Origin of the sequence: Halorutilus salinus (genome assembly GCF_026242195.1) — an archaeon.
In the GTDB taxonomy this organism is placed as follows: Archaea; Halobacteriota; Halobacteria; order Halobacteriales; family Halorutilaceae; genus Halorutilus; species Halorutilus salinus.
Genome location: NZ_RKLV01000003.1, coordinates 183,518 through 207,163, shown reverse-complemented (window position 1 = coordinate 207,163; position 23,646 = coordinate 183,518). Strand labels below are relative to the sequence as shown.

At 61.2% G+C, this 23,646-nt stretch carries 21 protein-coding genes, 1 tRNA gene and 4 pseudogenes; 15 read left to right on the top strand and 11 right to left on the bottom strand.

Annotation, left to right across the window (positions count from 1 at the left end; translation table 11 throughout):
* The first annotated feature begins 61 nt into the window (after nt 1-61).
* On the top strand, nt 62-721 hold the full coding sequence (locus tag EGH25_RS04500; RefSeq protein ID WP_276591912.1) for an endonuclease V: 660 nt from the start codon (nt 62-64) through the stop codon (nt 719-721).
* Here the strand turns inward: EGH25_RS04500 and aglG are convergent, their stop codons facing one another.
* Nucleotides 722-1,684 (bottom strand): glucosyl-dolichyl phosphate glucuronosyltransferase, encoded by a 963-nt coding sequence (gene aglG, locus EGH25_RS04495; protein ID WP_266086451.1) that lies wholly within the window; start codon nt 1,682-1,684, stop codon nt 722-724.
* Between the two features lie 77 nt (nt 1,685-1,761).
* Here aglG and EGH25_RS04490 point away from each other — a divergent pair, with 77 nt between their 5' ends.
* Nucleotides 1,762-4,701, top strand: coding sequence for an oligosaccharyl transferase, archaeosortase A system-associated (locus EGH25_RS04490; protein WP_266086450.1), 2,940 nt, complete (start codon nt 1,762-1,764; stop codon nt 4,699-4,701).
* A gap of 233 nt (nt 4,702-4,934) precedes the next feature.
* Nucleotides 4,935-5,168, top strand: a pseudogene (locus EGH25_RS04485) (ArsR/SmtB family transcription factor); the annotation flags it as partial.
* 96 nt (nt 5,169-5,264) lie between these two features.
* Here EGH25_RS04485 and EGH25_RS04480 read toward each other — a convergent pair.
* From EGH25_RS04480 to sod, 3 genes are all read right to left on the bottom strand, one after another.
* A complete protein-coding gene (locus EGH25_RS04480; protein WP_266086449.1) occupies nt 5,265-5,768 on the bottom strand; it encodes a COG2426 family protein in 504 nt (167 codons plus the stop codon).
* Nucleotides 5,769-5,801: 33 nt separating this feature from the next.
* Nucleotides 5,802-6,878 carry a DNA-methyltransferase gene (locus tag EGH25_RS04475; RefSeq protein ID WP_266086448.1) on the bottom strand — a complete coding sequence of 359 codons (1,077 nt, stop codon included), beginning with the start codon at nt 6,876-6,878 and terminating at the stop codon, nt 5,802-5,804.
* 110 nt (nt 6,879-6,988) lie between these two features.
* Nucleotides 6,989-7,594 carry a superoxide dismutase gene (sod, locus tag EGH25_RS04470; RefSeq protein WP_266086447.1) on the bottom strand — a complete coding sequence of 202 codons (606 nt, stop codon included), beginning with the start codon at nt 7,592-7,594 and terminating at the stop codon, nt 6,989-6,991.
* A 113-nt stretch (nt 7,595-7,707) separates the two neighbouring features.
* Here sod and EGH25_RS04465 point away from each other — a divergent pair, with 113 nt between their 5' ends.
* Nucleotides 7,708-8,955 (top strand): MgtC/SapB family protein, encoded by a 1,248-nt coding sequence (locus tag EGH25_RS04465; protein WP_266086446.1) that lies wholly within the window; start codon nt 7,708-7,710, stop codon nt 8,953-8,955.
* An 8-nt stretch (nt 8,956-8,963) separates the two neighbouring features.
* Here EGH25_RS04465 and EGH25_RS04460 read toward each other — a convergent pair whose 3' ends face one another.
* Together EGH25_RS04460 and EGH25_RS04455 are read right to left on the bottom strand one after the other, a co-directional pair.
* Nucleotides 8,964-9,314: a rhodanese-like domain-containing protein gene (locus tag EGH25_RS04460; RefSeq protein WP_266086445.1), complete on the bottom strand. Its 351-nt coding sequence runs from the start codon at nt 9,312-9,314 to the stop codon at nt 8,964-8,966.
* Nucleotides 9,315-9,392: 78 nt separating this feature from the next.
* The gene (locus EGH25_RS04455) at nt 9,393-10,271 is read right to left on the bottom strand and encodes a sulfurtransferase (RefSeq protein ID WP_266086444.1); all 879 of its coding nucleotides are present in this window, start codon (nt 10,269-10,271) and stop codon (nt 9,393-9,395) included.
* Between the two features lie 113 nt (nt 10,272-10,384).
* Here EGH25_RS04455 and EGH25_RS04450 point away from each other — a divergent pair, with 113 nt between their 5' ends.
* On the top strand, nt 10,385-11,521 hold the full coding sequence (locus EGH25_RS04450; RefSeq protein ID WP_266086443.1) for a metal-dependent hydrolase family protein: 1,137 nt from the start codon (nt 10,385-10,387) through the stop codon (nt 11,519-11,521).
* Here the strand turns inward: EGH25_RS04450 and EGH25_RS04445 are convergent.
* Entirely contained in the window at nt 11,518-12,123 is a 606-nt protein-coding gene (locus EGH25_RS04445) for a 7-cyano-7-deazaguanine synthase (RefSeq protein WP_266086442.1), read from the bottom strand. The two genes, EGH25_RS04450 and EGH25_RS04445, sit on opposite strands and share 4 nt — an antisense overlap.
* A gap of 108 nt (nt 12,124-12,231) precedes the next feature.
* On the opposite strand from EGH25_RS04445, the gene EGH25_RS04440 reads away from it, so the two are divergent.
* From EGH25_RS04440 to EGH25_RS12265, 6 genes and pseudogenes are all read left to right on the top strand, one after another.
* A complete protein-coding gene (locus EGH25_RS04440; RefSeq protein ID WP_266086441.1) occupies nt 12,232-12,951 on the top strand; it encodes an SDR family NAD(P)-dependent oxidoreductase in 720 nt (239 codons plus the stop codon).
* Nucleotides 12,952-13,009: 58 nt separating this feature from the next.
* The gene (locus EGH25_RS04435; protein WP_266086440.1) at nt 13,010-13,360 is read left to right on the top strand and encodes a 4a-hydroxytetrahydrobiopterin dehydratase; all 351 of its coding nucleotides are present in this window, start codon (nt 13,010-13,012) and stop codon (nt 13,358-13,360) included.
* Nucleotides 13,357-13,761, top strand: coding sequence for a 6-pyruvoyl trahydropterin synthase family protein (locus tag EGH25_RS04430; protein ID WP_266086439.1), 405 nt, complete (start codon nt 13,357-13,359; stop codon nt 13,759-13,761). Before EGH25_RS04435 ends, EGH25_RS04430 begins: the two co-directional genes overlap by 4 nt.
* Nucleotides 13,762-13,773: 12 nt before the next feature.
* Nucleotides 13,774-14,526: a potassium channel family protein gene (locus EGH25_RS04425; protein ID WP_266086438.1), complete on the top strand. Its 753-nt coding sequence runs from the start codon at nt 13,774-13,776 to the stop codon at nt 14,524-14,526.
* 75 nt (nt 14,527-14,601) lie between these two features.
* Nucleotides 14,602-16,275 (top strand): annotated as a pseudogene (locus EGH25_RS12270) (LAGLIDADG family homing endonuclease); the annotation flags it as partial.
* 21 nt (nt 16,276-16,296) lie between these two features.
* Nucleotides 16,297-18,393, top strand: a pseudogene (locus EGH25_RS12265) (elongation factor EF-2); the annotation flags it as partial.
* 45 nt (nt 18,394-18,438) lie between these two features.
* Here EGH25_RS12265 and EGH25_RS04415 read toward each other — a convergent pair.
* A complete protein-coding gene (locus EGH25_RS04415; protein WP_266086436.1) occupies nt 18,439-19,359 on the bottom strand; it encodes a Vms1/Ankzf1 family peptidyl-tRNA hydrolase in 921 nt (306 codons plus the stop codon).
* 75 nt (nt 19,360-19,434) lie between these two features.
* Between EGH25_RS04415 and EGH25_RS04410 the strand changes: the two genes are divergently transcribed.
* The 3 genes from EGH25_RS04410 to EGH25_RS04400 all read left to right on the top strand — a co-directional run bounded on the left by EGH25_RS04410 (nt 19,435) and on the right by EGH25_RS04400 (nt 20,500).
* Nucleotides 19,435-19,701, top strand: a complete 267-nt coding sequence (locus EGH25_RS04410; RefSeq protein WP_266086435.1) for a twin-arginine translocase TatA/TatE family subunit — start codon at nt 19,435-19,437, stop codon at nt 19,699-19,701.
* Nucleotides 19,702-19,743: 42 nt separating this feature from the next.
* A tRNA-Arg gene (locus EGH25_RS04405) sits at nt 19,744-19,816 on the top strand.
* A 291-nt stretch (nt 19,817-20,107) separates the two neighbouring features.
* Nucleotides 20,108-20,500 (top strand): universal stress protein, encoded by a 393-nt coding sequence (locus EGH25_RS04400; RefSeq protein WP_266086434.1) that lies wholly within the window; start codon nt 20,108-20,110, stop codon nt 20,498-20,500.
* Here EGH25_RS04400 and EGH25_RS04395 read toward each other — a convergent pair.
* From EGH25_RS04395 to EGH25_RS04385, 3 genes and pseudogenes are all read right to left on the bottom strand, one after another.
* The gene (locus EGH25_RS04395; RefSeq protein ID WP_266086433.1) at nt 20,497-20,907 is read right to left on the bottom strand and encodes a TRAM domain-containing protein; all 411 of its coding nucleotides are present in this window, start codon (nt 20,905-20,907) and stop codon (nt 20,497-20,499) included. The genes EGH25_RS04400 and EGH25_RS04395 overlap by 4 nt on opposite strands.
* Before the next feature lie 48 nt (nt 20,908-20,955).
* A pseudogene (locus EGH25_RS12260) lies at nt 20,956-21,135 on the bottom strand (CAP domain-containing protein); the annotation flags it as partial.
* A gap of 223 nt (nt 21,136-21,358) precedes the next feature.
* Nucleotides 21,359-22,699, bottom strand: coding sequence for a GTPase (locus EGH25_RS04385; protein ID WP_266086431.1), 1,341 nt, complete (start codon nt 22,697-22,699; stop codon nt 21,359-21,361).
* A 31-nt stretch (nt 22,700-22,730) separates the two neighbouring features.
* On the opposite strand from EGH25_RS04385, the gene EGH25_RS04380 reads away from it, so the two are divergent.
* Nucleotides 22,731-23,642 carry a carbamate kinase gene (locus EGH25_RS04380; RefSeq protein WP_266086430.1) on the top strand — a complete coding sequence of 304 codons (912 nt, stop codon included), beginning with the start codon at nt 22,731-22,733 and terminating at the stop codon, nt 23,640-23,642.
* The last annotated feature ends 4 nt before the right edge of the window (nt 23,643-23,646 follow it).

The window sequence follows — 23,646 nt, the reverse complement described above, 5'->3', positions numbered from 1 at the left end:
TGGATTGCGAGGGTATCCCGTGGAAACGGAACTCTTTCCGGAGAGCGCGGAGCACGGCGAGATGGCTTCCATACAACGTCGCATCTCCAAGCGTGCGGTCTTCGGAGACGGTATTTCCGAGAGTGTTGAAACAGTTGCCGGCGTTGACCAAGCCTTCAACGATGACACCGCGGTGAGCGCGGCGGTCGTGATGCGTGACGGCGATACGATCGAAACCGCGACGGCGCGGCGCGAAACTCGTATACCGTACATACCCGGACTTCTTGCCTTCCGCGAAGGGCACGCCGTCGTCGCGTCTCTACGCGCGCTCGAAACGACGCCCGATGTCGTACTCGTTGACGGAAGCGGACGTATACATCCGCGTCAGTCCGGGTTGGCGACGCACGTCGGCGTGGCGCTTGGTATACCGACCGTCGGCGTCGCTAAGTCGCTCCTCTGCGGTGAACCTCTGCGCTCGGTCGAACGTCTTGAGGAGGGTGAACGCGTTCCTATACTCGCCGACGACGGTATCGATACACCCGACGGTACGACGGTAGGCTACGCCGTACAGACGAAGCAGTACGCGCCCGACGCGTCGACATCGGTAAACCCGCTCTACGTCTCGCCGGGTCACAGAGTAAGCGCAGAGACGGTGTCGGATATAGTCGAAGACGCCTGCGACGGCTACAAGCTACCCGAACCCGTCCGGCGCGCTGACGCTCTCGCCTACGAGGCGAAGTAATTAACTCTCGGACGCCGTACTCGGTTCGACAGTTTCGAAGTCACCCTGTCGTACCGTCAGTAAGCCGTAGACGAACCCGAAGCCTACGAAGGCGGTGAGAATAAAGAGCATCACGAACTGCTGTGCCTTCGCCGAAGACGGACGCCGTACGAGGGATCCGAGGCGTTCGGGCACGAACTCGAACAGGAGACGTTTGAGGAAGTCGTTCTTGTCGCCCGAGGCTTCCGGGACGAGTATATCCATAACGCGTTTCGAGTAGCCCTGCCAGAACGAACGGTTGACTAACCAGCGTGCACTCGTTCTGTAGTCGAATATCTTATGCTCAACAACGGCTCCGGGGTTGTAGTAGACTCCTTTTCCGTACTCGCGCCGCATACGCGAACATATCTCGCTCTCGTGCGCCTGTATCTGCCTGTCCCCCTTACGTCCGACGGATGTGTTGAATCCACCGAGTTCGAGAAAGACGTCGCGCCTGAACGAGAGGTTCGATGCGAATGTGTTGCGTACTTCCCCCTCACCATCGGCAAATCCCCGGTGTGTTACACCGATGAGCCAGTAGAACTCTTCCGGAAGAAAACGGGGTTTCCCGGCTACCCACCGCGGTGCCATACGCCCGCCAGCGGCGATAACGTCTTTCTCTTCGTAGACTCTAACGAGTTCTTCGATCCAGTCCTCGCGCGCGATAGCGTCGTCGTCGATGAACGCGACAACGTCGCCCGAAGCTATCTCACCCGCACGGGTACGCGCCCCGGAGATACCGACGTTCTCCTCAGTTCTCCCCACGACGGCGTCGTCGCACTTTCCGTAGTCGTCGACCATCCTCTCGTAGACCTCGTCGCTACCGTCCGAGACGAGAACGAGTTCAGTGTTGTCGTACGTCTGCGCGTAGACGCTCTCTGCGGCGTCACGGAGGTCGTCGTACCTATCGGCCGAGTGAGTGCAGACAGCAACCGAGACTTTCATCATGTTCCTCTTTCCAGGGGTACGAATTAAACGTAATGGTAAGACTTATGCGTGGAACGCGACGTTCGTTAGCCAACATGGAAACGGACATCTCGCGGTACGAGAAGTACGTCCCTAGTGTCTTTTTGGCGACCGCATTCGCCTACATGGTCTGGGTACGCACGCTACCGTACTCGTCTATGGTAACCGAAGACGGCGTGATGTTCTCCGCCAACGACTCGTGGTACCATATACGCGTCGTCGACCACTTCGTCGAGAACTATCCGACGGTCTTCCCGTTCGACCCATGGACCTACTTCCCATACGGTTCGGCGGCGTCCACAGGCTACGGCAATCTTTTCGACCAGATAATAGCGACGGTCGCCGTCATCGTCGGTCTGGGAGATCCGTCGGGACGTCAGGTAGAGATAATCACGGCGTTCGCGCCCGCCGTCTTCGGTGCGGCGACGGCGATACCCGTCTACCTCCTCGCTAAACGTATCACGGACAGATGGGTCGCGCTCCTCGCGCCGCTGTCGCTCGCGCTGTTTACGGGACAGTTCCTAAACAGGACGACTTTCGGCAACGTACAGCACGAGGCGGGTGAGGCGTTCTTCGTCGGTATCGCGGTTCTCGGCTTCATACTCGCCGTCGAACGCGCATACACGGAGAAGCCGACGTTCGCGCATATACGTGACGGCGACCTCGGCGTTCTTTCGGGTGCCGTACTCGGCGGTCTGGGGCTTGCGGCGTACATGCTGACTTGGCCTGCGTCGATATACCTACTCGCACCGTTCGGGGCGTTCCTTCTGATACAGATGGTACGCGACGACCTCAACGGACGTTCGACGGAGTACCTCGGTCTGTCGGTCGCGACGTTCTTCTTCGTCGCTTTCGTTCCCGTTGCTATCTATACGTTCCTCGTCGGTGGCTACGGACGCGTTTCGGGCTTGGCGCTCTCTGCGTTACATCCCGTCGCCCTTCTCTCCGCGGGTGCCGGCGCGCTGTTCCTGCATTTCCTCCATAGCTATCTTCAGGGGGACGACAAGCCCGACGACGCCTACCCCGTCGCAGTCGGCGGTGTCGTCATCGTCGGTCTCGTCTTTCTCTGGGCAACGGGTCTGGCTTCTTTCCTCGAAAGGCTCATAACGACTATGTACAGCTTCGGCTATCTGACGAGCGAAGGCGCGCTTACGGTTTCGGAGATACAGCCCGCGGGGCTAACGAACGCCGTCGCGGGCTACGGTCTTCTGCTCGTGGTCGCGGTGATCGGTATCGCGTTCCTGATCAACCGCGTCGTACGTGAGAACCGTCCTGCGGAGCTTATCGTGCTTCTGTGGTCTATCAACATGTTCACGGCGTACTTCACGCAGGCGAGGTTCGGCTACTATCTCGCCGTCTCCGCCGCGGTTCTGGTCGCGTACGGTATACACGGTATCATCGAGATAACCAACGTCGAAGAGCTGTCGTTCGAGTCGTGGGAGGATCTCAAGAGCCTCAAGGGGTATCAGGTTATAACGTTCCTTCTGATCGTCTTCCTGTTCCTCCCCGGTAACGTCGTCGCCATAGCGCCCGCCATTCAGCCCGCGTGGAACTCCGTCGGAGGCGGCGCGGATCAGGTATGGCACGACGAGTCGATGGGCTGGATGAGCGACAACACGCCCGCGCCGCCGATGGAGTTCAACGACGTCTGGGAGATACCCGCCGACGGCGACTTCGAGTACCCCGTTAGTCCGTCACCCACAGAAGGGGCGTACGGTGTCATGTCGTGGTGGGACTACGGGCACTGGATAACGATGAGCGGCGAACGTATACCCAACGCCAACCCGTTCCAGGAGGGTAACATAGTGTCGTCGCTGTTCTTCACCGCTCAGTCGGAGGAACGCGCCGACCTCCTTCTTGAGGCGTTGCCGTCGGTCGAGAGCGGTAGCGAACTCGAAGGTATGTCGAACGATGAACTCCGCTCTGTCATCGAGAACCAGAACGAGCAGGAGCGTTACGAGGACACGCGTTACGTCGTTATCGACGACCAGATGGCGGCGGGCAAGTTCGGTGCTATAGCGACATGGACGGAGTTCGGTCAGGAAGAGCCGTACTACACGCGTGAGGAGTTTACGGTGCAGGAGAACAGTACGGCTAACCTACCGGCGCTCGGACCGAGCTACGAGAACACGACGCTCTCGCGCCTCTACTACGACGACGCCAACGAGATGGACGGCTACAGGCTGGTTCACGAGACTGAGACGTACACTCTCATAGGCAACCTCGCCGACCTGAGCCAGCCCGACAGCCGACCCCGGCTTAACAGCCGTTTCACGCGCGCGCATTACAACGATTCGAGCGCGGTCGGCTTCCGTCTGTCGCAGGTGAGCAACCTCCCTGACGGGCAGATGATACGCGCCGGCGGCGGTAGCTACCTCTACGATGTCCGAGGAACGGCGTCGGTCAAGACGTTCGAGCGCGTCGAGGGCGCGACGTTGACCGGACAGGCGGACGTCTCCGAACCGAGGAACGTAACGGCGTTCGTCCGTATGCGGACGACCAACACCGAAAGGTCGTTCCCGTACACGAGACGCGTCGAGACGGACGCCGACGGTAGCTTCGAGGTGACGGTGCCGTACCCGACGGTCGACGACGTTTCGGTTGAGGAAGGCGGCACCAACGCGAGCGTCGAGTCGACGGGTCCGTATCAGGTCTACGTCGGCAACGTCGGTATAGCGAACGTACTCGGTACCTCTCAGGTTCTCGGAAGCCCGACGGAGTCAGGCACGGTGAACGTCACGGAGAGCGCCGTGTACGGCGGTGACGAGGTCGAGGTCTCGCTCGAAGAGGTCGAGACAGGTAACGAGACGGCGAACGAAACCGCCGGGAACGAGACGACGGGTAACGTGACGGACGGCGGTAACAGCCGAGACGGAGCGGGTGAGGAGACCGGAGACGGTACGGACGGCGGTACGAACGACGGGGGTACGAGCAACGGAAGTACGACGAACACCACGCCGGACGCGACGGGCGCGGAGACGCAGAACGGCTCTTAGACAGCCGCGACGCTTAGGCAGGTGCGACGCTTAGCGCGACCCTTAGACGGACACGACCCGTTCTGAGACAGCCTTTCGACGACGAGTAGAAAACGAAACTTATTTACACGATACGTGATTGTCACCTCATGTAAAGGTCAGTTTACAAAAGGTGTCGCATACATGACATGTAACAGCAACCGTACGGTCGGACGAGAGACGGACACGACGTGGATAGAGACGGAGGTGACACGATGAACGCGCCGTCTACGCGCGTCGAAGAGGGAAGCGACACGGAGAGCCGTAACGTCCTCGGCATAGGGGACGACGGGACGGAGGAGGTTCTGAACTCCGTCGCCTCGGAGACGGCGCGCGACGTACTCGCGTCGGTGCGTGACGAGGGTAAGACGCCCGCCGAACTGTCCGAACGGTTCGGTACATCGACGCAGAACATCAGGTACCATCTCGGTAAGTTAGAGACGGCAGGCTTGGTAGAGGTAAACGGTATACGGTACTCGGAGAAAGGGCGTGAGATGTCTGTGTACGAGGGAGCCGATTCGCCGCCCGTGGTCGTCATCGGTTCGTTAGACGAGGCTGAGAACGCCCGCGGAGGCGGTGGTGACCAAGACGCCGGAGAGAACGACGCCGAGGACGATAGCGGGGAGCGAGTAACGCGGTTCGATACCGAAGACGAAAGCCGCGACACAGCCCGTCCAAGCGCCCGTCCCGGGAAGAGGTAGTGCGACGACAGGGACGAGAGCAACCGCGCCGTACCTACGGTACCGCCCCTCAACGTTCTCGCGCGTTCTCTCGAAAAGCCACGTGAAGAAGCGCTCGAATGCACGGTAACGGTACGCGAGGAGGTTGGAGACACGTCCGAGTAGGAGAAGGAGAGGTAGGACGGGTAGGAGGTTTCCGAGAACACCGAGCGCGAAGGCGCGGACGGGGGTCATGCCGTAGAAGCCGACCGCAAGGGGTATAGCGCCACGTAGTTCGAGGAAAGGCGACGCGGCGAAAAGAACGACCGTGACCTCGGACGGTAGGAACCGCAGGAGTTCGGCGACGCCCTCGGTGTACCCCTGAAGCATTTCGCGTAACCAAGGGCGTCCGGAGACTAAATGTTACGTTTCATGTGAGCCTAAGGTCGTCTGCGGGCGTTCGACCTCGCCCGAAGCCTCCGCCACCGTGTGGTGCGCGACGTATCCGTCCTCCGTCGTTTCGATGTCCTCAACGTTACGCAGGAGTATATCCTCCTCCTGCGCCGTCATGACGGGAAAGCCGTAACGTTCGGACGTGTATCCGAACGCCTCCGCGCCGCGTTCCTCAACGAACCCCGCGTGTGCTTCGAGACGTTCGGCGGTTACACGGCGCGAAAGTCCGGGCGTCTTTCCGACCGTGGACGCGACGGCGTCGCCGAAGTCACCGTCTATCTCGTACCCGACCGAGTTACGCGCAGAGCAGACGACGGCGGCGGTCGTCGTGCCGGTGCCGAGGAACGGGTCAAGGACGGTGTCGCCGTAGACGGAGTACATACTGACCAGTCTGTACGGTATCTCGAAAGGAAACGCCCCCGACCGGTCGCGTGTATCGCCATCGAGCGCCTGTCTTTCGCCGCGGACGCGCCAGAGGTCTGAGAACCAGTCGTTACGTTCCTCCCAGAAGTAGGCGCTCTCGTACCTGCGTTCGCGCGCGTCGTCGTCGAAGGAGCGTTCACCCTTACGGAGTACAAGTATATGCTCGTGCTCAAGCGTGACGTAAGCGTTCGGCGGCATCATACCCGAACCCATGAACTTCGCGGCGCTGTTCGCGGGCTTGCGCCAGACGACGCCGGGGAGCGAACGGAAGCCGCGTTCCTCAAAGGCGCGTGTCACGCGTTCGTGGTTAGTATAGACACGGAACCCGTCGTCGACCTTCCGTGTCGCGTCGCCGACGTTGACGCAGACCGTACCTCCGGGCGCGAGAACGCGGTCGACCTCGTCCCAGACGGCGTCGAGTTGGGCGTGCATCGCCTCGTACGCGCGCTCGCCCTCGCCTTCTTCGAGCGCCTCGCACGCCTCGTCGCTCATCGACGCGAACGTCTCGTCCCACATCCCTATCATCGGATACGGAGGAGAGGTAACAACGAGTTCGACGGAGTCGTCGTCGACGGCGTCCATCGAACGCGCGTCGTCGTAGAGTACACGGTGTTCGGTCTTCATTCCTCGTCGAGCCTCGTTCTCACGGCTTTGCGTACCCACCGACTACGGCTGTTTGTTCTAACCTCCGCCCGTCTTCCTCCACAGAAAGGACGACGAAATCGACGTCTGACCTACTCGTACGTCGAGACGACCTTGTCGTAGTTCTCGGCTACCTCGTCCCAGTTGACGACCTCGAAGACGTTGTCCACGAAGTCGCCGCGGTCAGGTCCGTAGTCGTGGTAGTACGAATGCTCCCAGACATCGACTGCGAAGATGGGGTGCGCGCTCCAGAGTGCACCGTCGTTGTGCTTCTGTACGGCGAGGTTGCGCAGACTCTTCGACACCGTGTCGTAGACGAGTAGCGCCCATCCGCCCGCCGACCAGCCCGCGGCTTCCTTGAACTCCGCCTTCCACGCGTCGTAGCTACCGAACTCCTCCTCGATACGGTCTGCGAGCGCGCCGTCGGGTTCGCCTCCTCCGTCGGGATGCATGTTCTCCCAGAACAGCGTATGGAGGTAGTGCCCGCTTCCGTTGTGGCTAACGCTTCTCAGGGCGGACTGGGTGCTCGAATGATCCCCGCTCTCGCGGTTGTCGGCGAGCGTCTCCTCGGCTCCGTTGAGACCGTCTACGTATCCCTGATGATGGGTGTCGTGGTGCCAACGGACGACCTGCTCGCTGATATGCGGTTCGAGTGCGTCGTAGTCGTACGGTAGTTCGGGTAGTTCGTGCTCTGACATTGCGTTTAGAAGACGGGCGCGTACCACTTAAACTTCGGTACCCAACTTAACAGTTGCGCGCGGAGCAGACCGTGTCAGGAATCCTTATCCCCAAGGCGGGCGTTTCGCACTCTGTGGACGTACTCGACGCTGTGACCGCTTCGGTCGTCTTCCGTCTGTCGGTGGCGCTCGGCGTGGGCGCTCTGATCGGTCTGGAGCGCGAGAGGAGCGGCTCCGCGGGTTTCTTCGCAGGTAGCCGTACGTTCCCGCTCGTCGCCCTCCTCGGCGGTCTACTAAACGGCTTCTTCCCCGAACTCCTTCCCGTAGGCTTCGCCGCCCTCGCCGTCATAGTCGGTGTCGCGTACGCCGGTAAGGTCGCCTTCGAGGACGACATCGGGTCGACGACGGCGGTTGCGGCGCTTCTCGTCTTCGTCTACGGCGCTATGGCGACGGGGTCGGAGAACGGTACCGTACTCGCGGTCGTCCTTGGGATCTTCACGACCTCTGTACTCGCCGCCAAGCCGTGGATGCATTCGTTCGCCGAGGGTATCGACGACCGCGAACTCACCGACATACTCAAGTTTCTTCTCGTCGCGCCCGCCGTCTTCCTACTCGTCCCGAACAGGGAACTTGACGCCCTTTACGGTCTTAACCCGCGTTTTGTCTGGCTCATGGTCGTACTCGTCTCCGGGATCAGCCTCGGCGCGTACCTTCTGCGGAAGTACCTCGGCGCGGAGCGCGGGATCGCGCTGTCGGGCGTCTTGGGCGGTATGGCGTCGTCGACGGCAACCTCGGTGTCGCTAAGCGGACGTGCGCGGCGCGAGGAAAGCCTGATGGGGCTGTACGCATTCGCCATCTCGTTGGCTTCGATGGCTATGTTTCCGCGTGTACTGATAGAGGTAGCCGTCGTCAGCCCGTCGATACTTATCGATGTCGCGGTTCCGGTAGGCGCGATGACCGTCGTCGGAACCGTCCTCGCCTTCGTCGTTCTCCGGGGCAGGGACAAAGAGGCGATACAGATACAGGCTTCGAACCCTTTCCGTATACGTACCGCGGTCGTCTTCGGTGTCATCTTCGCCGTCGTACTCGTCGTTTCGCGCGAAGGCGCGCGCGCCTTCGGAGAGTCGGGTGTCTACGCAACCGCCTTCGTTTCGGGTCTCGCCGACGCCGACGCGATAGCTATCTCGCTCAGCCGTCTCGCAGAGAGCGGCGAGATACCCGTCGGAACCGCGACTCTCGGCGTCGTGATAGGGGTCGTTAGCAACACGCTGGTCAAGTTCGGTATAGCCGCGGTCGTAGGAGGACGCGAACTCGGTAAGAAGGTGGGCTTCGTCCTCGTCACCACATCGGCGGTCGGTATAGCCGTCGCCGTCGTCGTGTAAAAGAGCGCCTATACGGCGACAGCTTTCGCCGTCTCGTCCTCGGCGGAGACGAGTTTGCCGTCGTAGTCGAGGTATCCGCCCGCGACGGAGACGACGGTGCCGTCGTCGGGAACGCCCTCGTACGACATGAGGAGACGGACAGCCTGTACGGAGGAGTTTCCGTGGCGACAGATTACACAGATCTCGTCTTCCCAGTCGTGGTCGTCCATCTCGGCTGGCAGACGGCTCATGGGGACGTGGGTGGAGCCGGGGACGACGCGCCCCTCGGTCTGTGCGAGTTCGTGTTCCTCGCGCACGTCGAGTACCTGAGCATCGCCGAGCCTTTCCTCAAGCTCGTCGGCGGAGATCTCCTCTACCATCTTTCTGGTTTCTTGTAAGACCCCTGTATATAAAACCCTTGCAATACCGGCAAGACTGTGTTGTTTCTGTAAACCGCCTCAGTCGTCGTACCCCGTCTCTATGGGTGCGCCGACGAGGTTCCCCCACTCCGTCCACGAACCGTCGTAGTTGCTTACGTCCTCGTAGTCGAGGAGTTCGTGGAGTAGGAACCATTCGATCGACGACCGTTCGCCGACGCGGCAGTAGGTGATGGTGGACTCCTCGCCCCTGACGCCCTTGCCCTCGTAGAGTTCGCGGAGTTCGTCGGCGGACTTGAACGTGCCGTCGTCGTTGAGCGTATCGGCGATAGGTACGTTCGACGCGCCGGGTATATGTCCTCCGCGCTGTGCCGTCTCCATAAGACCTTCGGGGGCGATCTTGTCTCCGGAGAACTCCTCAGGGGAACGTACGTCGACCATCGGAAGACCGTCCTCGATAGCGTTGTCTATGTCGTCCTTGTAAGCGCGTATGCTCTCGAAGGGTCCGCGCGCGTTGTACCCCACACCGGGGTAGTCGGGTGTCTCGGTCGAGAGCGGGTAGTCGTTTTCGACCCAGTACCCCTTGCCGCCGTCGATTACGCGTACGTCCTCGTGTCCGTAGTACTTGTATATCCAGTAGCCGAACAGTGCGAACCAGTTGGGTACGCGTCCGCCGCCGTAGACGACTACGGTCGAGTCCTCGGAGACGCCCGCGTCGCCGTTTACGTTCTCGAACTGCTCCTTGGAGGCGATGTCGCGCTCCGTCTCGTCGCTCAGGTCGCGCTCCCAGTCGAGGTAGACAGCGCCCGGTATGTGACCTTCTTCGTACGGCGTATACTCCGACTCGTCGGTGACCGTCGGGTTGTTTATCTCTACGAGTCTGTGCGCGTCGTCGTCGCTCCGGAACTCATCGAGGTGATCCTCGACCCAGTCCGCTGTTACGAGTACGTCTTCTGACATTACGCCCCGTTGTTGGTGCGCGTCCGTATTAGTAGGGTCGGTAGGGGCAACTATTGCGGGGTATCTCCAACCGCCATCAGCACGCTTAACGGCGCGCGTGACGTGTCTTAGGTATGATTCTCAGGAACGGGACGGTCGTCGATACCGACGGTGAGCGCGACGCCGACGTACGCGTCGAGGACGGACGTATCGCAGATGTCGGAGGCTTCGAAGCCGACGGTGACGAGGACGTGTACGACTGCGACGGCGGCTACGTCGTACCGGGTATCATCGACTGCCATGTCCATCTCGTCTCCGAATGCCTACCGACGAACCGACACGGCGACGACCGTATGCGTTGGTACCGTGTGGTCGAGAACGCGCGCGATACCGTCGAGGGCGGCGTGACGACCGTACGCGATCTCAACGCCCCCGACGCGTGCGTCATCGACGGCGGGCGCGCGGTTGAGGACGGGAAGATACGCGGACCCCGCGTAGTCGCGTGCGGACAGGGTATCTGCTGTACGGGCGGACATTTTAGCGGTAGCTGTAGGGAGGCGGACGGCGTCGCTGAGGTGCGCCGCGCCGTACGCGAACAGATAGAGCGCGGCGCGAAGGTCGTTAAGCTGATGGCTACGTCTTCGGCGTACTCTTCGACCGAAGGCGCGCAGGAGATGACGCGCGACGAGATAGAGGCGGCGGTTGAGGTCGCGGGGATGAAGGACGTGCCCGTCGCGGCGCATGCCGAGGGGAAGGAGGGGATCGTCGCGTGCGCCGAGGCGGGCGTCGACAGCGTCGAGCACGCAAAGTACGCCGACGAGGAGGCGGCGCGTGCGCTCGCCGAGAACGACGTATTCTGGGTGCCGACGCTCAAGGCGTCGAGGATGTCGTTACGGCACCCCGACCGTGTCTCGGACGCGAAGTTAGAGAAGGCGGAACGCGTCGTCGAGCGTCAGAAGGATGTCGTCGACCTTTTCGACGAGTACGGCGTACGTGTCGCCGTGGGGAGCGACGCGGGAACTTCGTACAACAACCACGGCGAGAACGCGGAGGAACTCGCGCTCATGTCGCGGTACGGTATGGACGAGGAGGACGTGTTAGAAGCCGCGACGGCGAACGCCGCGGAACTGCTCGGAATGGAAGACGAGATAGGCTACGTCCGTGAGGGGTACGCCGCCGACCTTCTGATTCTCGACGGCGACCCACGCGACGACGCAGAGAGCTGGAAGGAACAGCAGGCGGTTGTCGCGCGCGGCGAGCGCGTCGCCTAAAGATACCTCTCCGCCTTCTCGCGCGCCTCACGTCGCTCCTCGCACTTGTAGCAGTCGCCACAGGCTTCGTCGCCCGGAACGACACACGAAACGGTGTCCTCGAAACCCACCGAACCGTCGAGACGGACGAGTTCGGCGATCACCTCCGGCTTAGACATACCATACAGGGGCGTGTGTACGTCGATATCCGCGTCGAGACCGATCGACAGTGCGCTCTCTATGCTGTCGTAGAAGCCGCGCGACGAGTCGGGAAACGTGTCTTCGCCCGACGCTAACGTACCCTCGTAGATATCGGTGACGCCGATAGCGGAGAGTTCGACGACGGCGTTCGTGAGAAGGCTCGGCGAACGACCGTGTACGTACGTGTAGTCCTTCTCCGACGTGTCGGCGTCCCTGCGCAGACGCGAAGCGTCGTCGTGTTCGACGTTGATCACCATCAGAGGTTCAGCGTTACCGACGCGCGAGACGTGTTCGCGCGCCGCCTCGCGCTCGCGCTCCTCCCAAGGAAAGCCGTACGCGACGTAGACGGGCTGTATGTCACCGTCAACCGTCTGGAGGAGATGGGCGCTTTCGACGCCGCCGCTGTACAGTAGACCTTTCATACGCGTACTTGCGCGGGAGCGCGCATAAAACGGACGAACCGTCGAAACGAACGAACCGTCGTCGTCCACCACCGTCACGGGTATACGGCTCGCACCCCTTGGTCGGGCATGGATATACAGGACGCTGACGTTCTGGTCACGGGAAGCGCCGTACGCGTCGGACGTGAGATAGCCCTGACGCTCGCAGACGAGGGCGCGAACGTGGCGGTACATTACAGGACGAGCGACGAGGCGGCGGACGAGACGGCGGACGACGTACGCGAACACGGGGGCGAGGCGACGACGGTTCGGAGCGACCTTTCGACCGTCGAAGGTGCGCGCGCCGCGGTCGACGGTACGGTCGACGGACTCGGGGGTATCGACGTTCTCGTGAACTCCGCGTCGGTCTTCGGCGAAACCCCCGTCGAGGACGTGACCGAGGACGACTGGGAGACGAACATGAATGTCAACCTGCGCGCGCCGTTCTTCGCGTCACAGCGCGCGGCGGAGCACGGTGCGGAGAAGGTCGTCAACATCGGGGGCGTCGCGGCGAAACGCCCTTTCCCTTCGTTCGTACCTTACTCCGTCTCTAAGGCGGGTATCGTCTCTCTCACGAAGGCTCTCGCAAAGGCTCTCGCGCCGGAGACGACCGTCAACGCCGTCTCGCCCGGCACGGTTCTTTCGCCGCCCGACCGTCCCGACGAGGAGGAGCGCCGTATCGCCGAGGACACGCCCGTGGGACGTATCGGAGAGCCGGGTGATATCGCAGACACCGTCGCCTTCGTCGTCGAGTCGTCGGAGTTCCTAAACGGCGCTGTTATAGACGTAGACGGCGGAAGGTCGCTCTGAACAGCCCGTCACGAGCACCCGTCACGACTAAGTGCCGCGCGCGCGTATGTAGCATGCAATGTCCGAATCAGACTCACTCGCCGATCAGGAATGTGAGCCGTGTCAGGGCGGCGTACCGCCGATGGAGAGCGACGAGATAGACGAGTATCTCGACGAGGTGGGCGATCACTGGGAAGCCGTCGACGACCACCATATAGAGAGCCACTTCGACTTCGACGACTTCCGCGACTCTCTGGAGTTCGTCTATGACGTGGGCGAACTCGCCGAGGAGGAGGGGCACCATCCCGACATCTACCTCGAATACGGCTCTGCGGAGGTCAAGTTCTGGACGCACAAGATAGACGGTCTACACGAGGCGGACTTCGTGATGGCGGCGAAGGTCGACGAGATATACGATGAGTACGTATGACGTACAGCGTTACCAAGGAGATAGAGTTCAGCTACGGTCACCGCCTGCGTAACTACGACGGTGCTTGCCAGCATATACACGGGCACAACGGCGTCGCCGAGGTCGAACTCAGGGACGACGGACTCGACGACCGCGGTATGGTCTACGACTTCGGCGACCTGAAGGACGACGTGAAGGGCTGGATAGACGCCGAGATGGATCACGCGATGCTCGTCCGTCACGACGACCCGCTCATAGAGTACCTCGAAGAGGAGGGCGAACCGTACTACGTGATGGACGAGAACCCGACTGCGGAGGCGATAGCACGCGAGATATACGAGTACGCCGAGTCGCAGGGTCATCCCGTCGTCGAGGTGCGTCTGCACGAGACGGGTTCGTCGTACGCGACTTACGCGCCATAGGACTACGGATCCATGAGCGCCACACGAGCCACCAGCGCACGCGCGAGCGTCCTTCGGCGCGCCGCGTACCCGCTTCTCGCTTTCACCGCCGTCGTGGCTTTCGGCGTAGGTGGCTTCATGGCTGTGGCAGACATCGGGGTTCTCGACGCTTCCTTCTGGGTGATAGATCCGACGAGCGTCGAGCTACATTTCCGGGAGCACGGGACAGAGGCGCAGGAGAGGCTGGCGAAGGCTATCTCCGTCTCAACGAGGGTTCTCCTCGTTCTAACCGGCGCATGGATAGCCGAGTCGGTTCTGTCTGCGGCTTTCGGAGGGAGCATAAAGGAGGAGCTGAGAAAGGTGCAACTCAAAAAGGAGATAGAAGAGACAGACGACCACGTCGTCGTATGCGGATACGGTATGTTCGGCAGGACGGTAGCGAACGGGCTGGCTAAAAGGGATGCGCCCGTCGTCGTCGTGGAGAGCGAGACGGACGAGTACGAGCGCGCGGTCGACGACGGGCATCTCGCCGTAAACGGCGACGCAAGACGCGAGGACGTACTCACGGAGGCGGGTACGGGGAGGGCTAACAGGGTGGTATGCGCAGTCGACGACTCGAACGTCAACATACAGACAGCCGTCGTCGTCAGCCAGATAGCACCCGACTGCAGGGTGGTTGTACGTGTCGGCGACGAGATGTACGAGTCGCTCGCGCGGCGCGCGGGTGCCGACGATGTCGTGATACCCGAGGTTATGAGCGGCGAGAGCGTGACCGAAGGTCTGTGACGCGAAGACTGGCGTGCCACAAACCAGTATCCTTTTACCCCGTTTAGACCTATTCGCGCCTACTCAGGAGCAACTATGGGACGCAGAGAACAGATTGTAGATCAGTGTACAGACCTGATGGACGACCCCGGGTTCATACGTAACATCGGTATAGTGGCGCATGTGGACCACGGAAAATGCGTTGCGGGTGACACGCGGATACATCTCGACAACGGGAGCGTGGTGGAAGCCAAGGGGCTTTTCGAACGTATCCGGAGTGAAGGGGAGGAGACGGACTGCGAGGACGGCGTCGCTTACGAGCCTACTTCGGAGGTATCCGTCGCCTCGCTCGACAGGGAGACGGGTGAGACGGAGAGCCAAGAGGTCGCGTACGCCACGAAACGGGAAGCCGACGAGAGCCTCATCGGTATAGAGACATCAAACGGGCATGTCCTCGAAACCACGCCCGAACACAGGTACATGGTTCTGAACGGCGACGGTGTGATGGAGTTTGAAAGAGCCGACAGCCTTTCGAAGGGCGATACCGTCGTGGGTGCGCGGAAGGTTCCTGCCGACGAGACAGACGAGGAGACGGGTGAAGATCTACTGCGCACACTCGCAGAGGACTACGGGTTCTACGTCGGCGTCTCCGACGGCTTCAACGAGGTTATCGAGGACGAACCGCTCGAAAGCCTCTACGAGGTATCCGAAACCCGTCTCAAGAAGGGGTCGCTCAAACACGCCGTCTGGCGCGGCGAGTACCGTCTGAGTGACATCGTAAAGATATGTGAGAGCGGTAGAACCGACGCGGTAGTGTCCGACCTGTACGACAGCATCGAATGGCTCAACTACCGCGGGCACGGTCAGCGCGGCGAGCAGTCGTCTTTGGATATGGAGATACCCGACGACCTGTCCGACCTGTTCTACCTCGCAGGCTTCTTCTTCGGCGACGGCGACACCCAAGGCAACATCACGAACAACTCGGATGAGGCTAAACGTCTCGTGCGTGAGAAGGCGCGCTCGCTCGGCTTTGAAGCCACCGTACGTGGGTTCGAAGGGCGTGGAGACCGTATCGAGATTGGGGGCGAGACTCTTCAGAACGTGCTTCGGTGCTTCTTCGACTATCCCGACGAAGACAAGTCCGCCTCGATACGTATCCCCGACACCGCCTTCGGAGCCGACGACGAGCACGTAGCCGAGTTCGTGCGCGGCTACATGGACGCGGACGGCACGGTCGAAAGGAACAGATCCGCCGTTTCGGTCTCTTCGAAGAGCACACGGATGCTTGAGGATCTCCAGCTTCTCCTTTACAGGTTTGACGTGGCTTCGAAGCTCAACCGCGCGAACTCGACACTATACGTATCGGGTGAACTCTCACTCGAAAACTTCTCTGCGGTAGGCTTCGGTCTTCCCGAGAAACAGGAGAGGTTCGAAGAGCTACGCCGAAAGGCGCGTTCGTCGAAGCTCGATACAGTGCCTGTCAACGGCGAGAAGCTACGTGAGATACGCGAGGATATCGGGGCGTCACAGAAAGCCGTCGGCGGTTCGTACCGCGACTACGAGACGGGGCGTACGTCCCCTACCAAGAAGTCGTTGGATGAGATAGCACGGAGCTTCGAGGAACTCGACGAAGAATGTGACGCAGAAACGAGGATACGGCGTCTCAAGTCGCTCGCCGTCGCGGACACGTCGTTCGTAGAGGTTGAATCGATCGAACCGGTCGAACGCGAACATGTCTACGACTTCGGTGTCGAGGAAAACCACAACTTCGTCGCCGACGGTGTCGTCGTACACAACACGACGCTTACGGATAATCTGCTCGCAGGCGCGGGCATGATCTCGGAGGAACTTTCGGGCGAACAGCTCTTCATGGACACCGCCGAGGACGAGCAGGAACGCGGTATCACTATCGACGCGGCGAACGTCTCTATGGTTCACGACTACGAGGACGACGACTTCCTCATAAACCTCATCGACACGCCGGGGCATGTCGACTTCGGCGGCGACGTTACACGCGCGATGCGTGCGGTCGACGGTGCTGTGGTCGTCGTCGACGCCGTCGAGGGCGCGATGCCCCAGACGGAGACGGTTCTGAGACAGGCGCTACGTGAGGGCGTAAAGCCCGTTCTGTTCATAAACAAGGTCGACCGCCTCATCAACGAGCTACAGGAGGGTCCACAGGAGCTTCAGGATCGTCTCGTAGACGTTATAGAGGAGGTCAACGACCTGATACGGCAGGTTGACGAGGAGAGGTACAACGACGGCTGGCGCGTCAAGGTCGAGGACGGTAGCGTCGCATTCGGTAGCGCACTCTACAACTGGGCGATAAGCGCGCCGTACATGGCGAAGAGCGGTATAGGATTCGAGGAGGTCTACGACTACAACAAGGGCGACGAGGACGATATCATAGAGCTTGCGCAGGAGTCGCCCCTCTACCGCGTCGTTCTCAACATGGTCGTCGACCACTTCCCCAACCCCGTCGAGGCGCAGGAGCGACGTATACCGACGATCTGGCGCGGCGACCCCGACTCACAGATCGCGGAGGACATGATAAGGTCGAACCCCGACGGCGAGGTCGTCTTCATGGTGACCGACATAGGTATGGATCCGCATGCGGGAGAGGTTGCGACGGGACGGCTGTTCTCCGGGACGCTCGAACGCGGACAGGAGCTTAACGTGAGCGGCGTCGCGGGGACGAACCGTATACAGAACGTCGGTCTGTACATGGGCGACGAACGCGAGGAGGTCGAGGAGGTTCCCGCGGGGAACATCGTCGCCGTGACGGGTCTGAAGGACGCGATCGCGGGTTCGACCGTCTCGTCGACGGAGATGACGCCTTTCGAGTCCATCGACCACATAAGCGAGCCTGTCGTTACGGTCGCTCTCGAAGCCAAGAAGATGGACGACCTGCCCAAGCTCATCGAGGTTCTCCAGCAGATATCGAAGGAGGATCCGACGATACAGGTCGAGATAGACGAGGAGACGGGCGAACACCTTATTTCGGGCATGGGCGAACTCCATCTTGAGGTCGTCACCAAACGTATCGAGGACAACCGCGGTATCCCGGTGACGACGAGCGAACCCATCGTCGTCTACCGTGAGTCGATCACACAGTCCGTCGGGGATACGGTCGAGGGCGTCTCGCCCAACAGGCACAACAAGTTCTACATAGAGCTTGAACCCGTCCCGGAGGAGGTCGTTGAGAAGATCAAGCTCGGCGACATCAGCATGGATCAGCCTGAGCAACAGCGCCGCGAGGAGCTGATGGACGCCGGGATGGACAAGGATACGGCGCAGAACGTCGAGTACATGAACGGTACGAACATACTCGTCGACGACACCAAGGGTATACAGCACCTGCGTGAGACTATGGAGCTCGTCGAGGAGGGCTTCGACGAGGCGACGAACGAGGGCGTGCTCGCGGGCGAACCCGCCGAAGGTGTGCTCGTACGTCTACTCGACGTCAAGCTACACGAGGACGCTATACACCGTGGACCCGCTCAGGTCATACCCGCCGTGCGCGACGCCGTACACCGCGGTATGATACACGGGGAGACACGTCTGCTCGAACCGATACAGGATGTCTACATAGAGTGCCCGCAGGAGCACATGGGTCCTGCATCGTCGGAGCTTCAGGGACGCCGTGGACGTATAGACGACATGGTGCAGGAGAGCGGTGTGGTGGAGATACACGGACAGGCTCCCGTCTCCGAGCTTTTCGGCTTCTCCTCCGATATACGAAGCGCGACAGAGGGCAGATCGACGTGGAACGCCGAGAACGCGGGCTTCCAGACGCTACCCGACAACCTCCAGCGTGAGACGGTCATGGAGATACGCGAACGTAAAGGTATGAAGCAGGAGCTTCCGGAAGCCATCGACTACATCTAAGCTACTTCTCGGGGTTCTTCAGCGTCGGAACGTACAAATCCATAGTCAGATGACGTACAGACGCGCGCTCCTGACGGAGTCGTGTCCCCGGCGCAGGAGTTGCTCGCCCTCTCCGGTCGCGTCGGCGGTTCGTTCCGAGACGGGCGCGCTAATACCGACTTCGTCGGTGAAACGGCGTACGACGCGTTTCTCGCCCGCGACGAAGACGTGTTCGACGCCGTTTCCGACCATCTCCTCGAACATCTCGGCGGCTTCGCGTACGTGTTCCTTCACATCCTCGTCGTGACCCCTCTCGAAACGCGACTGCGAATAGCCGCCCTTCGAGTGCTTCGACATGATGTCGGAAGAGAAAGACGAGAAACCGACGCGTCCGTCGCCGTTGTAGACACCGCCGGCGTACTCGTCGGAACGGACGACCGCAACGGCGTACGGCTGAGGTAGTTCGAACAGGGAGCGGTCGAAGACGAACCGGTCGGCGTGTTCGACGCGTGTACCGTCGGCGACGAGAGGTGGGGCGAGGGCGGCGCGCACCACGCCGACGTCGTCACCGAAAACCACCAGACCGCGGTCGGAGTCGACGCGGCGTAGAAGTGCGGTCGTCTCCGTCCCGAACTCGTCGGGGACGCGGTCGTCGGGTGCGACCGAGACGGTCGTCAGCGCCTCCTCGCCCGACCGCGCCGACGAAAGGAGTTCGAGGACATCGTTGAGTCCGTCGCCACGGACCGAACGCGCGAGACGGAAGCTCCGGTCGTCTTCGTCGCCACCCGCACGTTCGAGACGGTCACGTAGCTCCTCCGTCTTGTCTTCGAGCCGGTTTACGCGTCTGTCCGCCTCCTGTTTCTCGGTCACTGCTTCCTTTCTACGCCGCTCCTCGGCTGAGAGACGTTCTTCGAGGCTCTCAACCTCGTCTTCGAGTTCCTCGATACGGTGCTTCAGCGCCGTCCTGCCGAGAAGATCGTCGAGCATACGCGAGACGTGGGCGCGACGAACATTAATCCTACTCTCGAAAGGTCTATATGACTCCGCGGCGTATCGCGGAACATGGTAGCGTTAACACCCCTGTTCGTCGGGGGCTTAGGTCCGTTGGAGATAGGGGTCATCCTGATTCTCCTCGTCCTCCTCTTCGGAGCCGACAAGATTCCGAAGCTCGCAAGGAGCGCCGGGGACGCCAAGAAGGAGTTCGAGAAGGCGAAGATGGAGGCGGATAAGGAGCTTCAGGAGGCTAAGAAAGAGATGGAAGAAGAAGCGGCGACGGAAACGAGCGAGAAGAACGGCGACGGAACGACGACAGCCTCGACCGACGGATAGCAAACACGAAGGTTAAGTGCGCGCGAGTTCCAGAAACCTCTGGGGCTCGTGGCCTAGTGGACAGGGCGAGAGGTTCCTAACCTCTAGACCGCGGGTTCAAATCCCGCCGAGCCCGTGAGTGGGCGAAGCGAACGAACGGCTCAAGGGTTTGAACCAGTGAACGGAGCGCGTAGCGCGAAGTGACCGTGGTTCAGATCCCGCCGAGCCACCGTAGCCCGCTGAACCTGTTGGAGTTGTCGAGCGAAGCTCGACAGCCAGCAAATCTCTGATTTGCGAAGCCATGCTGTGCATGGCTCACGCGTGTCGACTGCGCGATACAGTCGGTTCCAAATCCCGCCGAGCCTGTTGACACCAAACCCCGTTCACGTACCGTAACTGTTTTGCGCTCTTCGACGCTCGTTCATTTATGCACGTTCTGATACCGTTCGATGTCGCACCCGTGAGCGAAAGAGCCGCGAGGTACGCCGTCTCGTCGTTCGGGGCGCTCGACGACATACGTATAACAGCCGTCCATCTGACGGAGGGCGACGAGAGCGTTTCGGAGGAGACGGTTGCGGATACGATAGAGTCGCTCGGCGACGAGGAGGGCATAGAGATAAGCGCGGAGGTGATCCGCATGGAGGGGGCTGAGTCGAGGGACAAGGTGCGCGAGGCTGTCTACCGTATAGCGCGCGAAACCGACGTCGATACGGTCGTCATGGGGTACGAGCAGAAGTCAGTCTTCGAGGACGTATTCGGCGAAAGCACGGCGGAGAGGGTGCTCGAAAACCTCGATATACCCGTGGTTCTGGTTCCTTAGCTACCGTACCAGTTTCCGCGTGCGCCCGACCGTGGTTCGTCGTCCTCTTCTTCGTCCACCGCCTCGGTTTCGTCCTCGTCGTCCTCTATGTCGCCCGTGAACTCGACGAGTTCCGCCTTCGCGCTGTTGTCGTAGACCGTCTTTATCTTGACCTTCGCGGTCTTTCCGGGTATACCGCCGTCGACACGTACGACGAAGCCCTCCGAGGTGCGCCCCAAACCGTTTCCGCGGTCGTCGATACCGTCTATCTCGACCTCGACGACCTGTCCCGTCTCGACGGGGTCGTTGACGGGGCTGAAGTCGAAGTAGTCGCACCAGTTCACGCCCGCCTTGTCGGTGAAGTGGGCGCACATCTCGCGCGACGTCGCGGCTTCACAGTCTTCGAGTAGAGGGCAGACGCCTGTCATGGTCGGGGTTCGTCTTCCACCTACCTAAGGCTGACGGCACCGCGTCGCTCACCCCGCGGTGCAGAAGGCGTGTGTACCGAAGACGGTGCCGTTGTAGTCCACGACGACGCCGACGCCCGTCGTGTTCCAAGCCTCGCCGAGCAGGTTACGGCGGTGGGTCGTCGAGTTGGTCCACTCCGCTACGAGTGCGTCGGCGACACCTTCCTCGGTGACGAGAAGTACGGAGCGGTTCGCGGGCGACGTATAGACCGTCTTGTACCAGACGTTGGCGACGTTCTCGCTGTAACGGAACTCGCGCCTGCCGTCGCGTAGTCCCGCGCACTCATTTACGGAAACCGGAGGTTTCCGACTTCAGGGGAATCTCCGATTTCCCGTGAATCCCACCCCTTTAGGGGTGGGTTAGCTTACCGTGGCGTATCGTCCGTGCGGACGTAAACCTCTTTCGCGCCCTTCAGTCGAGTCCAAGGACGGCGGCGTTCTCACCGAGTATCTCGTCGAAGGTTACGCCCTTCGTCTCCACGTCGTAACGGACGCGTACCACGGGTACGTCTACATCGATAACACGGCTCAGGTCGTGCGGCGTGCCCGAGACGACGGCGTCGGGTTCGGCGTTCCTCACCGTCTCTTCGAGTTCGTCCACCTGTTCGTCGCTGTACCCCATGGCGGGGAGAACGTCCTCAAGATGGTCGTAGCTTTCGAGTATACGCGCGAGGGAGCCGACGGCATGAGGTCGCGGGTCGATAACCTCCGACGCGCCGTGTTCGCGTGCCGATAGAAGACCCGCGCCGTACGACGCGTCGCCGTGTGTAACCGTAGGACCGTCCTCGACGACGAGAACGCGCCTGCCCTCTATCTCACCACCGTCGGCGGTCACGACCGAATCGGCGTGTACGACGCGTGCGTCGGGGTTTGTGGCGCGGACGTTACGTTCGACCTCACGTATCCCGTCTGCGGTAGCTGTGTTCTCCTTGTTTATGACGACGTAGTCGGCGGTACGCAGGTTCGTCTCACCCGGATGGTAGCTTACCTCGTCGCCCGCGCGGTGCGGGTCGGCAAGTACGATATGAACGTCGGGCGCAAAGAAAGGTAGCTCGTTGTTTCCGCCGTCGCAGACGATAACGTCCGCCTCGTCCTCGGAGCTTTCGAGAACGTCGGCGTAGTCGACGCCCGCGTACACGACGTGTCCGGCTTCGACGTGTTGCTCGTACTCCTCGCGCTCCTCTATGGTTACGTTACACGCGTCGATATCGTCGAGCGATCCGAACCGCTGGACGCGTCCCTCGACAAGGTCGCCGTACGGCATCGGTTCGCGTACGACGACAGGCTCTACGCCGCGTCCGTCGAGTGCGTCTGCGATAGCGCGCGAAACACCCGACTTGCCGCATCCCGTACGGACGGCGTCGACGGCGACGACGGGTACGGAGGCATCGAGCCATATATCGTCGGGTCCGAGTATATGGAACCCCGCTCCCTCAGCGAGTGCGCGCGAAGCCGCGTGCATGACCTCCTCGTGGGAGACGTCCGAGTACGAGAAGACGACCGTATCGACACCGTACTCGTCGACGAGCTGTTCGAGTTCGGCTTCGGGACGTATAGGGACGCCGTCGGTATAGAGGTCGCCGGCAAGCTCTGCTGGGTACCGGCGTTCGGGGGCGTCGTCGAGTTCTCCGACGTTCTGTGTCTCCGTATGCGTAAACGCGACGACGTTGTACGTCTCGTCGTCCCTGAAGACGGTGTTGAAGTCGTGGAAGTCGCGTCCGGCGGCACCCATGATCAGGACGTTTCGGGACATAGCTTATGACAGACGCGGGCAACAGATAACCATGACGCAGACCGACGCCGAACGTCTGGTCGTCGCTCTCGGAGGGAACGCGGTTCTTTCGGGTGAAGGGTCGGGGTTCGAGGAACAGCGTCGCACCGTGGAGAAGACATCCCGAACAGTCGCGGAGGCGACCGACGAGGATGACGACGTCGTCGTGACGCACGGAAACGGTCCACAGGTCGGGAACCGTATGTTACAGCAGGAAGCCGTTCCTGAGACTCAGCAGATGCCTCTCGATGTCCTCGTGGCGGAGACCGAGGGTCAGTTAGGCTACACACTGGGACAGGCGTTCGACAACGTGTCCGACGGGGCTGTAACGTTGGTAACGCGGACGGTCGTCGACCCTGACGACACGGCTTTCGAAGACCCGACGAAGCCCGTCGGTCGTTTCTACGACGCCGACGAAGCCGACGAACTGCGGTTCGAGACGCGCGAGTACGACGAAAGCTACAGACGTGTCGTCGCTTCCCCGGAGCCACAGGAGGTAATCGAGTCGGACACGGTTCTTTCTCTCGTGGACGACGGCGTCACCGTCGTCTGCGGAGGCGGCGGCGGCGTACCGGTCGTCCGCGACGAAGGCGGTTTACGCGGCGTGGAGGCGGTCGTCGACAAGGACAGAACGTCGCGTCTCTTAGCCGAGGAGGTCGGAGCCGACGTACTCGTCTTCGTAACCGATGTCGACCGCGCGTACGTCGGCTACGGCGGCGACGACCCTCAGGGTCTCGGACGTGTCGAAGCAGACGAACTCCGCCGGTATCTCAAAGACGGGGAGTTCGGAGAGGGTACGATGCGTCCCAAGATCGAGTCGGCGCTCGGATTTGTGGAAGGAAACGAAGGACGCGAAGCTATCATAACGTCGCCCGACGGCTTCGACGGCGCTCTCGCAGGGGAGACGGGAACGCGTGTCGTGTAACGCG

Coding starts and splice junctions, on each gene's coding strand:
- EGH25_RS04500 (WP_276591912.1), top strand. CDS start 62: ATGGCTTCCATACAACGTCGCATCTCCAAGCGTGCGGTCTTCGGAGAC.
- aglG (WP_266086451.1), bottom strand. CDS start 1,684: ATGAAAGTCTCGGTTGCTGTCTGCACTCACTCGGCCGATAGGTACGAC.
- EGH25_RS04490 (WP_266086450.1), top strand. CDS start 1,762: ATGGAAACGGACATCTCGCGGTACGAGAAGTACGTCCCTAGTGTCTTT.
- EGH25_RS04480 (WP_266086449.1), bottom strand. CDS start 5,768: ATGCTTCAGGGGTACACCGAGGGCGTCGCCGAACTCCTGCGGTTCCTA.
- EGH25_RS04475 (WP_266086448.1), bottom strand. CDS start 6,878: ATGAAGACCGAACACCGTGTACTCTACGACGACGCGCGTTCGATGGAC.
- sod (WP_266086447.1), bottom strand. CDS start 7,594: ATGTCAGAGCACGAACTACCCGAACTACCGTACGACTACGACGCACTC.
- EGH25_RS04460 (WP_266086445.1), bottom strand. CDS start 9,314: ATGGTAGAGGAGATCTCCGCCGACGAGCTTGAGGAAAGGCTCGGCGAT.
- EGH25_RS04455 (WP_266086444.1), bottom strand. CDS start 10,271: ATGTCAGAAGACGTACTCGTAACAGCGGACTGGGTCGAGGATCACCTC.
- EGH25_RS04450 (WP_266086443.1), top strand. CDS start 10,385: ATGATTCTCAGGAACGGGACGGTCGTCGATACCGACGGTGAGCGCGAC.
- EGH25_RS04445 (WP_266086442.1), bottom strand. CDS start 12,123: ATGAAAGGTCTACTGTACAGCGGCGGCGTCGAAAGCGCCCATCTCCTC.
- EGH25_RS04440 (WP_266086441.1), top strand. CDS start 12,232: ATGGATATACAGGACGCTGACGTTCTGGTCACGGGAAGCGCCGTACGC.
- EGH25_RS04435 (WP_266086440.1), top strand. CDS start 13,010: ATGTCCGAATCAGACTCACTCGCCGATCAGGAATGTGAGCCGTGTCAG.
- EGH25_RS04430 (WP_266086439.1), top strand. CDS start 13,357: ATGACGTACAGCGTTACCAAGGAGATAGAGTTCAGCTACGGTCACCGC.
- EGH25_RS04425 (WP_266086438.1), top strand. CDS start 13,774: ATGAGCGCCACACGAGCCACCAGCGCACGCGCGAGCGTCCTTCGGCGC.
- EGH25_RS04415 (WP_266086436.1), bottom strand. CDS start 19,359: ATGCTCGACGATCTTCTCGGCAGGACGGCGCTGAAGCACCGTATCGAG.
- EGH25_RS04410 (WP_266086435.1), top strand. CDS start 19,435: ATGGTAGCGTTAACACCCCTGTTCGTCGGGGGCTTAGGTCCGTTGGAG.
- EGH25_RS04400 (WP_266086434.1), top strand. CDS start 20,108: ATGCACGTTCTGATACCGTTCGATGTCGCACCCGTGAGCGAAAGAGCC.
- EGH25_RS04395 (WP_266086433.1), bottom strand. CDS start 20,907: ATGACAGGCGTCTGCCCTCTACTCGAAGACTGTGAAGCCGCGACGTCG.
- EGH25_RS04385 (WP_266086431.1), bottom strand. CDS start 22,699: ATGTCCCGAAACGTCCTGATCATGGGTGCCGCCGGACGCGACTTCCAC.
- EGH25_RS04380 (WP_266086430.1), top strand. CDS start 22,731: ATGACGCAGACCGACGCCGAACGTCTGGTCGTCGCTCTCGGAGGGAAC.